The sequence below is a fragment of the Pseudomonas sp. PDM15 genome (genome assembly GCF_014851565.1).
GTDB lineage: Bacteria > Pseudomonadota > Gammaproteobacteria > Pseudomonadales > Pseudomonadaceae > Aquipseudomonas.
In genome coordinates this window covers 370,755-384,186 of sequence record NZ_JACVAA010000003.1, presented here as the reverse complement: position 1 = coordinate 384,186, position 13,432 = coordinate 370,755, and the positions used below count along the sequence as shown (strand labels likewise).

The 13,432-nt window shown below is 63.4% G+C and carries 12 protein-coding genes; 7 read left to right on the top strand and 5 right to left on the bottom strand.

The annotated features are described in order from the left end of the window. The first annotated feature begins 53 nt into the window (after positions 1 to 53). Entirely contained in the window at positions 54 to 539 is a 486-nt protein-coding gene (locus IB232_RS09695; protein ID WP_192398299.1) for a universal stress protein, read from the top strand. Positions 540 to 676: 137 nt separating this feature from the next. Beyond that, on the top strand, positions 677 to 1,651 hold the full coding sequence (cysB, locus tag IB232_RS09690; protein ID WP_192398298.1) for an HTH-type transcriptional regulator CysB: 975 nt from the start codon (positions 677 to 679) through the stop codon (positions 1,649 to 1,651). A gap of 54 nt (positions 1,652 to 1,705) precedes the next feature. Here cysB and IB232_RS09685 read toward each other — a convergent pair whose 3' ends face one another. Beyond that, positions 1,706 to 2,326 carry a phosphoadenosine phosphosulfate reductase family protein gene (locus IB232_RS09685; protein WP_137973037.1) on the bottom strand — a complete coding sequence of 207 codons (621 nt, stop codon included), beginning with the start codon at positions 2,324 to 2,326 and terminating at the stop codon, positions 1,706 to 1,708. Positions 2,327 to 2,474: 148 nt separating this feature from the next. Here IB232_RS09685 and thrH point away from each other — a divergent pair, with 148 nt between their 5' ends. Beyond that, a complete protein-coding gene (gene thrH, locus IB232_RS09680; RefSeq protein WP_137973038.1) occupies positions 2,475 to 3,092 on the top strand; it encodes a bifunctional phosphoserine phosphatase/homoserine phosphotransferase ThrH in 618 nt (205 codons plus the stop codon). Positions 3,093 to 3,153: 61 nt separating this feature from the next. Here the strand turns inward: thrH and pabB are convergent, their stop codons facing one another. From pabB to IB232_RS09660, 4 genes are all read right to left on the bottom strand, one after another. Further along, positions 3,154 to 4,497 (bottom strand): aminodeoxychorismate synthase component I, encoded by a 1,344-nt coding sequence (gene pabB, locus IB232_RS09675; RefSeq protein WP_192398297.1) that lies wholly within the window; start codon positions 4,495 to 4,497, stop codon positions 3,154 to 3,156. A 92-nt stretch (positions 4,498 to 4,589) separates the two neighbouring features. Further along, positions 4,590 to 5,573 carry an alpha-L-glutamate ligase-like protein gene (locus IB232_RS09670; RefSeq protein ID WP_171016341.1) on the bottom strand — a complete coding sequence of 328 codons (984 nt, stop codon included), beginning with the start codon at positions 5,571 to 5,573 and terminating at the stop codon, positions 4,590 to 4,592. 7 nt (positions 5,574 to 5,580) lie between these two features. Beyond that, positions 5,581 to 7,107: an inactive transglutaminase family protein gene (locus IB232_RS09665; RefSeq protein ID WP_192398296.1), complete on the bottom strand. Its 1,527-nt coding sequence runs from the start codon at positions 7,105 to 7,107 to the stop codon at positions 5,581 to 5,583. Positions 7,108 to 7,112: 5 nt separating this feature from the next. After that, positions 7,113 to 7,649: an ATP-dependent zinc protease gene (locus tag IB232_RS09660; RefSeq protein WP_192398295.1), complete on the bottom strand. Its 537-nt coding sequence runs from the start codon at positions 7,647 to 7,649 to the stop codon at positions 7,113 to 7,115. A 282-nt stretch (positions 7,650 to 7,931) separates the two neighbouring features. Here IB232_RS09660 and IB232_RS09655 point away from each other — a divergent pair, with 282 nt between their 5' ends. From IB232_RS09655 to acnD, 4 genes are all read left to right on the top strand, one after another. After that, positions 7,932 to 8,654, top strand: coding sequence for a GntR family transcriptional regulator (locus tag IB232_RS09655; protein ID WP_192398294.1), 723 nt, complete (start codon positions 7,932 to 7,934; stop codon positions 8,652 to 8,654). Next, positions 8,651 to 9,538: a methylisocitrate lyase gene (prpB, locus tag IB232_RS09650; RefSeq protein ID WP_192398293.1), complete on the top strand. Its 888-nt coding sequence runs from the start codon at positions 8,651 to 8,653 to the stop codon at positions 9,536 to 9,538. Before IB232_RS09655 ends, prpB begins: the two co-directional genes overlap by 4 nt. 71 nt (positions 9,539 to 9,609) lie before the next feature. After that, positions 9,610 to 10,773, top strand: coding sequence for a 2-methylcitrate synthase (prpC, locus tag IB232_RS09645; protein ID WP_192398292.1), 1,164 nt, complete (start codon positions 9,610 to 9,612; stop codon positions 10,771 to 10,773). Between the two features lie 14 nt (positions 10,774 to 10,787). Beyond that, a complete protein-coding gene (gene acnD / locus IB232_RS09640) occupies positions 10,788 to 13,397 on the top strand; it encodes a Fe/S-dependent 2-methylisocitrate dehydratase AcnD (RefSeq protein ID WP_192398291.1) in 2,610 nt (869 codons plus the stop codon). Positions 13,398 to 13,432: the final 35 nt, after the last annotated feature.

Sequence of the window (13,432 nt, the reverse complement as noted above, 5' to 3'; positions counted from 1 at the left end):
GCGACAGCGCTGCTAAGCTCAGAGAGGCCCTAGCAGGAAGTCAGGGAGGCCGCATGTTGCGTTCCATTCTCTATGCCACCGATCTCGGGCTCTATGCGCCCTATGTGCTGCAGCACGCTCTGTCGTTGGCCAAGGCGTTCCAATCCGAGCTGCACGTGGTGCACGCCGTCGAGCCGCTGGGGTTGTTCGCCGAATCTGTGCTGAACACCTATCTCGATGAAAAGACCCTGCAGGAGCTGCGCAGCAAGGGGCTGACCACGGTGATGGCCAGCATCGAGCAGCGTGTGCTGGAGGGTTTTCGCGACGAGATGGGCGAGGCGCAGCAGGACATGCAGATAGTCCGCAGCGTACGGGTAGTGCAGGGCGACCCGGCCCAGGTGATTCTCGACGAGGCGCGGAAACTCGGGGTCGATCTGCTGGTCGTAGGCAGTCACAGCCATGGCGCTGCGCACGAGATTCCCCTGGGCAGGACGGCGGCACGCCTGCTGCAGCTGTCGGAGACTCCCGTCTATCTGGTGCCCATGCTGCAGCATCGCTAGTAAGGCTTATCGCTAACCGTTAGACGAACGGCATGCACAACTCAGAAAATCGTCTAGTTTTATCTCTAAACCGTTAATATGGTTATATCGCTGCGTTGGCAAATTCGGGCAGCGTCTATCTGCTTTGAGGGATATCTATGAAGCTGCAGCAACTGCGCTACATCTGGGAAGTGGCGCACCATGACCTCAATGTCTCTGCCACCGCGCAGAGCCTCTATACCTCGCAGCCCGGCATCAGCAAGCAGATCCGCTTGCTGGAAGACGAGTTAGGTGTCGAGGTCTTCGCCCGAAGCGGCAAGCACCTGACCCGTGTCACGCCAGCCGGTGAGCGCATCATCACCACCGCCGGGGAAATCCTGCGCAAGGTGGAGAGCATCAAGCAGATCGCCCAGGAATTCTCCAACGAGAAAAAGGGCACCCTTTCCATCGCTACCACCCACACCCAGGCGCGCTATGCGCTGCCTCCGGTAATCAGCGGTTTCATCAAGCAGTACCCGGAAGTGGCCCTGCACATGCACCAGGGCTCGCCGACTCAGATCGCCGAGATGGCCGCCGACGGCACCGTGGACTTCGCCATCGCCACCGAAGGCCTGGAACTGTTCAACGACCTGGTGATGATGCCTTGCTACCGCTGGAACCGTTGCGTGATCGTGCCCCAGGGCCATCCGCTGACCAAGCTGCCGAAGCTGACGCTGGAAGCGCTGGCCGAACACCCGATCGTCACTTACGTGTTCGGTTTCACCGGCCGCTCCAAACTGGACGAGGCCTTCAGCCACAAGGGTCTGACGCCCAAGGTGGTGTTCACTGCGGCCGACGCCGACGTGATCAAGACCTACGTGCGTCTGGGCTTGGGCGTCGGCATCGTGGCGCGCATGGCGGTCGATGCCAAGCTCGACAATGACCTGGTGATCCTCGATGCCAGCGAGTTGTTCGAGTCCAGCATCACCAAGATCGGCTTCCGTCGCGGTACCTTCCTGCGCGGCTTCATGTGCGACTTCATCGAGAAGTTCGCCCCACACCTGACCCGCGACGTGCTGGCCAAGGCTGTGCAGTGCCACACCAAGGCCGAGCTGGACGAGCTGTTCGACGGTGTCGAACTGCCTGTGCACTGATTTTTGCGGGCATGAAAAAGGGCGCCTTTTGGCGCCCTTTTTCGTTCTGCGACATCAGTGGCTGATGTGCAGGCCGCACTCGCGATTGTCCTCGCCCTTGGTCGGGTCGAAGTAGTCGAAGTTGTTCGGCAGGTTGTGCTTTACCAAGTACTCGTACAACTCCTTGGAGCTCCAGTGCAGCAGCGGGGCGACCTTGATCAGGCCGTCCGGGTTGACGCTCACCGGGTCCATCTGGGCACGCACCGCGGTGTCGCTGGCGCGCAGTGCGGTGAACCAGACTTCTGGCGCGGCTTCGCGCAGTGCGCGGGCGAAGGGCTCCAGTTTCACTTCTTCGGTGAAGGCCGCATGACGCGGATCGTCCAGCGCCGGCACCGGCCCGTCGATGGCCTCGCGATGGGCACGCGAGCGCAGCGGCAGGTAGGTCTTCAGATTGAGGTTGAGCTGCTTGCTCACTTCGTCGGCGAACTTGTAGGTCGCCTCGGTGTTGTAGCCGCTGTCCATCCAGATCACCTGGGTGTCCGGCTTGACGCGGGTGACCATGTGCAGGATGACCGCCTCGAAGGGGCGGAAGTTGGTGGTGCAGATCGCCGTCTTGCCCAGGCTCAGGGCCCATTCCACGAGTTTTTCGGCGTCTTTTCCGAGTTCGGCGTTGATAGTGGCCAGATCGAACGTCATCTGAGCGGTCCTGTGGGCAGTGAATTCAAGGGCGACGATGTTACCAGTCCGTGGCAGCCGCAACCACCGGCGCGGCCGGTTTACCAGCGCCCGGCCATGCTGCTAGAGTGCCGGCCCTCGAACAGCCCAACGCATTTAGGAGACGCCCGTGGAAATCGCCTGCCTCGACCTCGAAGGTGTACTGGTTCCGGAAATCTGGATCGCCTTCGCCGAAAAAACCGGCATCGACGCGCTCAAGGCGACCACCCGCGACATCCCCGACTACGACGTGCTGATGAAGCAGCGCCTGCGCATTCTCGACGAGCACGGCCTCAAGCTGCGCGACATCCAGGAAGTGATCGCCACCCTCAAGCCGCTGGAAGGCGCTGTGGAGTTCGTCGACTGGCTGCGCGAGCGCTTCCAGGTGGTGATCCTCTCCGACACCTTCTACGAATTCTCCCAGCCGCTGATGCGTCAGCTGGGCTTCCCGGCCCTGCTGTGCCACAAGCTGATCACCGACGAGACCGATCGCGTGGTGGGCTACCAGCTGCGCCAGAAGGACCCCAAGCGCCAGTCGGTAATCGCCTTCAAGAGCCTGTACTACCGTGTGATCGCCGCAGGCGACTCGTACAACGACACCACCATGCTCAGCGAGGCTCACGCCGGCATCCTGTTCCACGCGCCGGACAACGTGATCCGCGAGTTCCCGCAGTTCCCGGCCGTGCACACCTATGAAGACCTCAAGCGCGAGTTCCTCAAGGCGTCCAACCGCGAGCTGAGCCTGTAAAGGTTCGTCGCAATGAAAAAGGCCCGCAGATGCGGGCCTTTTTTGTGGGCGCCTGTTGGGATCAGAGCGCTTCCAGCGTCTGCAGCAGCACTTTCACCTTGGTGATGGACTCCTGGTACTCGGCCTGCCAGTCCGAGTCCGCCACGATGCCGCCGCCACCCCAACAACTGACGGTGCCGTCCTCGATCAGCAGGCTGCGGATGGCGATGGAACTGTCCAGCTCGCCGCGTACATCCAGATAGAGCAGAGATCCGCAGTAGAGGGCGCGGCGGGTCGGCTCCAGCTCGTCGATGATCTGCATGGCGCGGATCTTTGGGGCTCCGGTGATGGAGCCGCCGGGGAAGCTGCCGGCAACCAGATCCAGCGCATCCTTGCCCGCGGCCAGCTCGCCGGTCACGGCGCTGACTAGGTGATGCACGTTGGGGTAGCTCTCCAGCGCGAACAGCTCGGGCACCCGCACCGAGCCCGTGCTGCAGCTGCGACCCAGGTCGTTGCGCAGCAGGTCGACGATCATCAGGTTCTCGGCGCGGTCCTTGGGGCTGGCCAGCAGCTCGGCGGCATTGGCGGCGTCCTCGGTCGGCGTGGCACCGCGAGGGCGGGTGCCCTTGATCGGCCGGGTTTCCACGCGGCCCTGGCTGACCTGAAGAAAACGCTCCGGGGATAGGCTGAGAATGGCGCCGCCATCGTCGAGCGCCTGGAAACCGGCGAAGGGGGTGGGGCAGGCCGCTCGCAATGCCCGGTAGGCGTTCCAGGCATCGCCCTGGCAGGGCGCCTGGAAGCGCTGGGCGAAGTTGACCTGATAGCAGTCGCCGGCCTGGATATAGGCCTGGATGCGCTCGATGGCGTTGCGGTATTCGCCCTGGCCGAGGTCGGCCTGGAATGGTTTGAGCAGAGAGAAGGCCGGCGCTTCCTGCGCCGTGCTCGTTTCGAACAGCTGTACCAGTCGCTCGCACTCGATTTGCTCAAGTTGCGGGTGAAACACCAGCAGACTGGTGTGCAGCAGGTGATCGCTGATCAGCGCCCAGCCGTAGAGGCCGAAGCGGGCATCGGGCAGCTGCAGGTCGTCGATGGTCTGTTCCGGCAGCTGTTCGAGGCGGCGGCCGAAGTCGTAGGCCAGGTAGCCGATCAGCCCGCCGATGAAGGGCAATTCGCTGCCTTCCGGCGCCTCGGCCCGGCCGAGCCGGGCCAGGCCGTTGCGCAGGCGCTGGAAGAAGTCCTGTCCGGGCTCATCTGCCTGCGGAGTGAACTGCTCCAGCGGCCAGGCGCTGAGCAGGTCGAAGCGCCCGCGCTCGGCCTGGGGCCGTCCCGCATCCAGCAGCACGGCGCCCGGCGCATGGCGCACCAGGGCGAAGTAGGCGGCGGGGTCGGCCTGGTAGGGCAACGGATGGACGCGGCAGGTGCTCATGCGGCGAATTCGGTAGGTTGGGCTCGGATTGTAGGATTACGCCAGGCAATGAAAAAGCCCGGCATCGCCGGGCCTTGTCACCGAGCCGGGGCTCAGATTTCTTTCGGTTTGACGTGGCCGAACAGCTGCTGAGAGAAGCGCACGCGATCCTCCACGCTTTCCTTCACATCGTTCTTCGCCAACTCGGCCAGGCGGGCTTCCACCGCATGGGCGCGATGGGTCAAGCCGCAATCGTTGGCGATCTGGATGTTCAGACCGGGGCGAGCGTTGAGCTCGAGAATCAGCGGGCCCTTGTCTACGTCCAGCACCATGTCCACGCCGATATAGCCGAGGCCGCACAGCTCGTAGCAGCCGGCCGCCAGCTTCATGAAGCCGTCCCAGTTGGGCAGCTGCACGCCGTCCACGGCGTTGGTGGTGTCCGGGTGCTTGCTGATCTTGTTGTTCAGCCAGGTGCCCTTGAGGGTCACGCCGGTGGCCAGGTCCACGCCAACGCCGATGGCGCCCTGGTGCAGGTTGGCCTTGCCGTTGGACTGGCGGGTCGGCAGGCGCAGCATGGCCATCACCGGGTAGCCCATCAGCACGATGATGCGGATGTCCGGCACGCCTTCGTAGCTGATGCTCTTGAAGATCGGGTCCGGGGTGACCCGGTACTCGATCAGCGCGCGGTCGCGGTGGCCGCCCAGGGAGTACAGGCCGGTGAGGATGCTCGACAGCTGGTGCTCGATATCTTCCTGGCTGACGATCTTGCCGGAGACGGTCTTGTAGCGACCCTCGAACTTGTCGGCGATCACCAGGATGCCGTCACCGCCGGCGCCTTGCGCCGGCTTGATCACGAAGTCGTTGCGGCCACCGATGATCTCGTCGAATTTCTCGATTTCCTTCTCGGTGGAGATGATCCCGTACATCTCCGGCACATGGATGCCGGCCTGGATCGCGCGCTCCTTGGTGATGATCTTGTCGTCGACGATCGGGTACAGGTGCCGTTTGTTGTACTTCAGCACGTAGTCCGCGTTGCGTCGGTTGATACCCATGATGCCTTTGGCTTCAAGGGCCTTCCACGTCTTCCACAGGCCGATCATGGGTTCAATCCTTCAGGAAGGCTTTGAAGCGGAACAGCTCGGTCAGGCGGTAGCCGCGGTAGCGACCCATCGCCAGCATGAAGCCCACCAGAATCAGCAGTACGGCCGGGAAGGTGAAGATGAAGTAGGTCAGCTGCGGGATGCTCATCAGCAGGTGGGCCAGGGACGCGGCGATCAGGGTACCGACGGCGACCTTGAAGGCATGGGTGCCGCCACGTTCTTCCCAGGTGATCGACAGGCGCTCGATGGTCATGGTCAGGATCACCATCGGGAACAGGGCGACCGACAGGCCGCGCTCCAGGCCCAGCTTGTGGCTGAGCAGGCTGATCACGGCGATCAGTACCACTACGAACGTCAGTACCACCGACAGGCGCGGCAGCATCTGCAACTTGAGGTGCTCGAGATACGAGCGCAGCGATAGGCCGAGCGCGGTGATGATGGTGAACAGCACGATGCCGAAGCCCAGCTGGGTTTCGCGGAACGCCAGGGCGATCAGTACCGGGGTGAAGGTGCCGAGGGTCTGCAGGCCGCCGAGGTTGCGCAGGATCAGGATCACCAGCACGCCGATCGGGATCATGATCATGATCTGGTAGGTCTGCTGGGTCTGCAGCGGCAGGCCGTACAGCGAGTATTCGAGGAAGTCGACGTCTGTGTTCTCGTCGGTCAGCTTGGCCAGGCGGATGGCGTTCATCTCGCTGTTGTTCAGGGTGAAGCTGACCTGGGCCTTCTTGCCACCTTCGATGTTGATCAGCGGCTCGTCGCCGGTCCACCAGACTACGCGGTCGCTTGGCAGGCCTTGCTCACCGGTGTCCGGGTTGAAGTACAGCCAGTCCTTGCCATTGAAGCTGCGCAGCCACAGTTCCGGGCTCTGTTGCAAGTCGGCGGCCAGGCGGATGGTGTGCACGCGCTCCATCGGCACGTGGGCGATGGACAGCAGCAGATCGATGACCTTGGCCTTGTTGACAGTCGAGGCGTCGCCGCCGAGCAGCAGCTTGACGTTGTCGTCACCCACGTTGTTGGCGCGCTTGATGGTCTCGCTGATGAAGGTCTCGACGTCCGCCGAGTGCTGGCGGATGGGGGCGAGCAGGGCTTCGGCGGCGATCTTCTCGGCGCCTTCTACGGCGATGCTGTCGCGGAAGATCGGGCCCTTGGCCTTGGCCGGTTCACCGCTGTAGCGCTTGGTCAGTACCAGGCGGTAGTAGAGGGTCTGCTTGCCATCGGCGCGGCGAGCGGACCAGGTCAGCTTGCGGTTGCCGTCGGCACGATTGACGCTGACGCCGTAGTTGTTGGAGATGAAGCTCTCGTTGAGGCTCACATAGTCCTGGTTCAGCGGCGGCACGAACATCTGCACCTTGACCGGCTCGCGCGGGCTTGCCTGGAACTCGACCTTGGCGTCGATGTTCCACAGGTCGTCGGTCTCGTCCTCGGTCACCGGGATGCCGAGAACGAAGATCTGGTAGGCCGTGACCAGAACGCCCACAGTCACCAGGAGGGTGATAAGGACTTTCAGATGCAGGGTAAGAGAGCGCATGTGGGTTACTCGGCGGAGTTTGCGTCAGGGGTACAGCCGGGCTTGCCGGCAGCATATTTAAGACTGGGGTCGACCATGGCATCCAGGCGCTTGAGCGCTTCGGAGCCAATCAGCAGCGGGTATTGGAAGGCGCTGCGGTCGGTCAGGTTCACTTCGATGGTGCGACGGGCCTTGCCCATGCACACCTGCAATTCGATCACCGGGCGAGCGGTATAGGTCTTGCCTTCCTCGGGATCGAAGTCGCCGGCGCGGCGTTTGATCTTGCTGATGCGCGCCAGCGGTCGTTCGATCGCGTGTTCGTGTGCTTCGTCGATAGCCAGATAGAAGCGTACCCAGGTCTCGCCGTCACGTTTGAAACGTTCGATATCGCGGGCGCTGAGGGAGGCGGTCTTGGCGCCGGTATCCAGTTTGGCGGCGACCTGCAGGTCGAGATCGGCCAGGCTGACGTATTCGTTCAGGCCATAGACGGTCTTTTCGGCGGCGAGACTCAGGCCGGGTAGCAGGCTGCAGCTGAGGATGATGGCGAGGGACTGAAGTCGCATAAATCCTTTATCGGTCGCGTCGTCGGGGCGGCGGCAGGGCGCAAGCCGGCTGGTGAAGTTTAGCAGGCGTACAAATGGCCTGGGCCGGCTCATGCGGGCGGCATTCTAACATGGGGTTTTTCTGCTGCGACAGCCGCTTATGAGCGTTTCTGCAGGTTGATTACACGGTTGCGAGGCGTTTCGCCTGTCGTGCAGATTGTCGACAATCCAATTCTAAAGTGTTGACACTCTTGGGTATGACGCTTAGTTTTGCCGCAACTGAAGCTCATTGTGTTGACAATAATGCTCGACGCTCTCGAAGTCCCCAGCAGCGATCAGAATGACTCGGAAACCCTGGCCGAGCACGTGTTTCGCCGCATCCAGGCGGCCATCGTGCAGGGCGAGATCCCGCCGGGCAGCAAGATCTCCGAGCCAGAGCTGGCGCGCACCTATGGCATCAGCCGTGGCCCGCTGCGCGAGGCGATTCACCGCCTGGAAGGCCAGCGTTTGCTGGTGCGTGTACCCCATGTAGGTGCGCGGGTGGTGTCGCTGAGTCATGCCGAGCTGATCGAACTCTACGAGATCCGCGAATCCCTCGAGGGCATGGCCTGCCGCCTGGCGGCCGAGCGCATGACTCAGGGCGAGATCGACGAACTGCGCCGCGTGCTCGACCTGCATGAGCAGGACGCGGCCTTCCAGGCCGGCGTCGGCTACTACCAGCAAGAAGGCGACTTCGACTTCCACTACCGGATCATTCAGGGCAGCGGCAACAAGACCCTGGCGCAGATGCTCTGCGGCGAGCTGTACCAGCTGGTACGCATGTATCGCCTGCAGTTCTCGGCCACGCCCAATCGCCCGCGGCATGCCTTTGCCGAACACCATCGCATTCTCGATGCCATCGCCGAACGTGACGGCGAACTGGCCGAACTGCTGATGCGCCGTCACATCGGTGCATCCAAGCGCAATATCGAGCGCCACTACCAGGAAGCGCTCGCCAACCCGTCCAAAACACGAGGTGAGTCATGAGTGCAAGAACCCCCGGCCAGCGCTTCCGCGATGCCATCGCTGCCGAGCAGCCGCTGCAGGTGATCGGCGCGATCAACGCCAACCACGCGCTGCTGGCCAAGCGTGCCGGCTTCCAGGCCATCTACCTCTCCGGTGGAGGTGTCGCCGCAGGTTCTCTGGGGCTGCCGGACCTGGGCATCAACACCCTGGACGACGTGCTCACCGACGTGCGCCGCATCACCGATGTCTGCGACCTGCCTCTGCTGGTGGATATCGACACGGGCTTCGGTCCTAGCGCCTTCAACATCGAGCGCACCATCAAGAACCTGATCAAGGCCGGCGCCGCCGCCGCCCATATCGAGGACCAGGTCGGTGCCAAGCGCTGCGGTCACCGTCCGGGCAAGGAAATCGTCTCCTGCGAAGAAATGGTTGACCGTGTGCGTGCCGCCGCCGATGCCAAGACCGATCCGAACTTCTTCCTGATCGCCCGCACCGACGCCATCCAGGCCGAGGGCGTGGACGCCGCCATCGAGCGCTGCCAGCGCTACGTGGAGGCGGGCGCCGATGGCATCTTCGCCGAGGCCGCCTACGACCTGCCGACCTACAAACGCTTCGTCGATGCGCTGAACGTGCCGGTGCTGGCCAATATCACCGAGTTCGGGGCTACGCCGCTGTTCACCCGTGACGAGCTGGCTTCGGTCGGCGTGGCCATCCAGCTGTATCCGCTGTCGGCCTTCCGCGCGGCCAACAAGGCGGCGGAAAGCGTCTACACCTCGATCCGCCAGAACGGTCATCAGAAAGACGTCATCGAGCTGATGCAGACTCGTGCCGAGCTGTACGACCGCATCGGTTACCACGCCTTCGAGCAGAAGCTCGACGCGCTGTTCGCCGCCGGCAAGAAGTGACCGGCCCGCAGGCCGCACGCGGCCTGCCACAACAATAAGCAGTACTACCGGATTCAGATGAGGAGAGAGCGATGAGCGCTTCCGTAGACACCACCACGCCAGGCTTCAAGCCGAAGAAGTCCGTCGCCCTGAGCGGCACCGCCGCCGGCAACACCGCCCTGTGTACCGTTGGCCGCACCGGCAACGACCTGCACTACCGCGGCTATGACGTGCTCGATTTCGCCAACCGCTGCGAGTTCGAGGAGATCGCTCACCTGCTGGTGCATGGCAAGCTGCCCAACGTTGCCGAGCTGACTGCCTACAAAACCAAGCTCAAGGCCCTGCGCGGTATCCCGGCGGCGCTCAAGGCGTCCCTGGAACAGCTGCCGCCGTCCGCCCACCCGATGGACGTGATGCGCACCGCCGTGTCCGTGCTCGGTTGTGTGTCGCCGGAGAAGGACGACCATAATCACCCAGGTGCCCGCGACATCGCCGACAAGTTGATGGCCTCGCTAGGTTCGGCGCTGCTGTACTGGTACCACTTCAGCCACAACGGCAAGCGCATCGACGTGGAAACCGACGATGACTCCATCGGCGGCCACTTCCTGCACCTGCTGCATGGCGAGAAACCGCGCGAGTCCTGGGTGCGTGCCATGCACACCTCGCTCAATCTGTACGCCGAGCATGAGTTCAACGCCTCCACCTTCACTTCCCGGGTGATCGCCGGTACCGGTTCGGACATGTACTCCTGCATCGCCGGCGCCATCGGCGCGCTGCGCGGCCCGAAACATGGCGGCGCCAACGAGGTGGCCTTCGAGATCCAGAAACGCTACGACAACCCGGACGAGGCCGAGGCCGATATCCGTGCTCGCGTCGAGAAGAAGGAAGTGGTGATCGGCTTCGGCCACCCGGTCTACACCGTGGCTGACCCGCGCAACAAGGTGATCAAGGAAGTGGCGCGCGAGCTGTCTGTCGAGCAGTCCAACACCAAGATGTTCGACATCGCCGAGCGCCTGGAAACCATCATGTGGGATATCAAGAAGATGTTCCCCAACCTCGACTGGTTCAGCGCCGTCAGCTACCACATGATGGGCGTGCCCACCGCCATGTTCACCCCGCTGTTCGTCATCGCCCGCACTTCCGGCTGGTCCAGCCACGTCATCGAGCAACGCATCGACGGCAAGATCATCCGCCCGAGCGCCAACTACACAGGCCCAGAAGACCTGAAGTTCGTGCCGCTCAAGGATCGCCCATAACTATGAATAACACCGTGAATAGCCAATACCGCAAGCCGCTGGCCGGCACTCAGCTGGACTACTTTGACACCCGCGAAGCGGTCGATGCCATCGAGCCAGGTGCCTACGCCAAGCTGCCGTACACCTCCCGCGTGCTGGCCGAGCAGCTGGTGCGCCGCTGCGAGCCGGAGGCGCTGACCGCTTCGCTCAAGCAGCTGATCGAACGCAAGCGCGACCTCGACTTTCCCTGGTACCCGGCGCGCGTGGTCTGCCACGACATCCTCGGCCAGACCGCGCTGGTCGACCTGGCCGGCCTGCGTGATGCCATCGCTGAGAGGGGCGGTGATCCTTCCAAGGTCAACCCGGTGGTGCCGACCCAGCTGATCGTTGACCACTCGCTGGCTGTGGAATTCGGCGGCTTCGACCCGGACGCGTTCGAGAAGAACCGCGCCGTGGAAGAGCGTCGCAACGAGGACCGCTTCCACTTTATAGAGTGGACGAAAACGGCCTTTAAAAACGTTGATGTGATCCCCGCCGGCAACGGCATCATGCATCAGATCAACCTGGAGAAGATGAGCCCGGTGATCCAGGCGCGCGGCGGCATTGCCTTCCCGGATACCTGCGTGGGCACCGACTCGCACACCCCGCACGTGGATGCCTTGGGCGTGATCGCCATCGGCGTCGGCGGTCTGGAAGCCGAGACCGTGATGCTCGGCCTGCCGTCGATGATGCGCCTGCCCGACATCGTCGGTGTGGAGCTCACCGGCAAACGCCAGCCCGGCATAACCGCCACCGACATCGTGCTGGCCATCACCGAGTTCCTGCGCAAAGAGCGGGTGGTCGGCGCCTACGTCGAGTTCTTCGGCGAGGGCGCGGACAGCCTCTCGATCGGCGACCGCGCAACCATCTCCAACATGTGCCCGGAATACGGCGCGACTGCGGCGATGTTCTACATCGACCAGCAGACCATCGATTACCTCAAGCTGACCGGCCGCGAGCCGGAGCAGGTGGAACTGGTCGAGCAATACGCGAAGCTCACCGGTCTGTGGGCCGATGCGCTGGTCACCGCCGAGTACGAGCGGGTACTGAGCTTCGATCTGTCCACCGTCGTGCGCAACATGGCCGGCCCGAGCAACCCGCACAAGCGCCTGCCGACTTCGGCGCTTCAGGAGCGCGGCATTGCCGACGAAGGCAAGCTGGCCGCAGCCAAGGCCGAAGAAGCGGCTGGCCAGCTGCCGGATGGCGCGGTGATCATCGCCGCCATCACCAGCTGCACCAACACCTCCAACCCGCGCAACGTGGTGGCCGCCGGCCTGCTGGCGAAGAAGGCCAACGAACTGGGTCTGATTCGCAAGCCGTGGGTGAAGACCTCGTTCGCTCCGGGTTCGAAAGTCGCCAAGCTGTACCTGGAAGAAGCCGGTCTGCTGCCGGAGTTGGAGAAGCTCGGCTTCGGCATCGTCGCCTATGCCTGCACCACCTGTAACGGCATGTCCGGCGCGCTGGACCCGGTGATCCAGCAGGAAATCATCGACCGCGACCTGTACGCCACCGCCGTGCTGTCCGGTAACCGCAACTTCGACGGGCGCATCCACCCCTACGCCAAGCAGGCCTTCCTGGCCTCGCCGCCGTTGGTGGTGGCCTACGCCATCGCCGGTACCGTGCGCTTCGATATTGAGCAGGATGTGCTGGGTACCGACCAAGCCGGCAACCCGATCACCCTCAAGGACCTGTGGCCGAGCGACGAGGAGATCGACACCATCGTCGCCTCCAGCGTGAAGCCGGAGCAGTTCAAGCAGATCTACATCCCGATGTTCGACCTGGGCACCGTGCAGGAGGCCGACAGCCCCCTGTACGACTGGCGTCCGATGTCCACCTATATCCGTCGTCCGCCTTACTGGGAAGGCGCCCTGGCCGGCGAGCGCACGCTCAAGGGCATGCTGCCGCTGGCGATCCTGCCGGACAACATCACCACCGATCACCTGTCGCCGTCCAACGCTATCCTGCTGGACTCGGCTGCCGGTGAGTACCTGGCGAAGATGGGCCTGCCCGAGGAGGACTTCAACTCCTACGCCACCCACCGCGGCGACCACCTGACCGCTCAGCGCGCCACTTTCGCCAACCCGCAGCTGGTCAACGAAATGGCTGTGGTCGACGGTGTGGTGAAAAAGGGCTCGCTGGCCCGCGTCGAGCCCGAAGGCAAGGTCATGCGCATGTGGGAAGCCATCGAAACCTACATGAACCGCAAGCAGAACCTGATCATTGTTGCTGGCGCCGACTACGGCCAGGGCTCGTCCCGTGATTGGGCGGCCAAGGGCGTACGCCTGGCCGGCGTGGAGGTGATCGCCGCCGAAGGCTTCGAGCGTATCCACCGCACCAACCTGGTGGGCATGGGCGTGCTGCCGGTCGAGTTCAAGCCGGGCACCACCCGCCTGACCCTGGGCCTCGACGGCACCGAGACCTATGACATCCAGGGCGAGGTTTCGCCGCGCTGCGACCTGACCCTGGTGGTCAATCGCCGCAATGGCGAAGTGGTCAAGGTGCCGGTGACCTGCCGTCTGGATACCGCCGCCGAAGTCCATGTGTACAAGGCCGGCGGCGTGCTGCAGCGTTTTGCCCAGGACTTCCTCGAGTCCACCGCCGGCTGAGGTCAGCACTTACTCCCTCTCCCTTTGGGAGAGGG

What these genes read in the sequence shown, in the direction of transcription:
- IB232_RS09695 (WP_192398299.1), top strand. Translation starts at nt 54, where the DNA reads ATGTTGCGTTCCATTCTCTATGCCACCGATCTCGGGCTCTATGCGCCC.
- IB232_RS09655 (WP_192398294.1), top strand. Translation starts at nt 7,932, where the DNA reads ATGCTCGACGCTCTCGAAGTCCCCAGCAGCGATCAGAATGACTCGGAA.
- cysB (WP_192398298.1), top strand. Translation starts at nt 677, where the DNA reads ATGAAGCTGCAGCAACTGCGCTACATCTGGGAAGTGGCGCACCATGAC.
- pabB (WP_192398297.1), bottom strand. Translation starts at nt 4,497, where the DNA reads ATGAGCACCTGCCGCGTCCATCCGTTGCCCTACCAGGCCGACCCCGCC.
- prpB (WP_192398293.1), top strand. Translation starts at nt 8,651, where the DNA reads ATGAGTGCAAGAACCCCCGGCCAGCGCTTCCGCGATGCCATCGCTGCC.
- prpC (WP_192398292.1), top strand. Translation starts at nt 9,610, where the DNA reads ATGAGCGCTTCCGTAGACACCACCACGCCAGGCTTCAAGCCGAAGAAG.
- IB232_RS09660 (WP_192398295.1), bottom strand. Translation starts at nt 7,649, where the DNA reads ATGCGACTTCAGTCCCTCGCCATCATCCTCAGCTGCAGCCTGCTACCC.
- IB232_RS09665 (WP_192398296.1), bottom strand. Translation starts at nt 7,107, where the DNA reads ATGCGCTCTCTTACCCTGCATCTGAAAGTCCTTATCACCCTCCTGGTG.
- IB232_RS09685 (WP_137973037.1), bottom strand. Translation starts at nt 2,326, where the DNA reads ATGACGTTCGATCTGGCCACTATCAACGCCGAACTCGGAAAAGACGCC.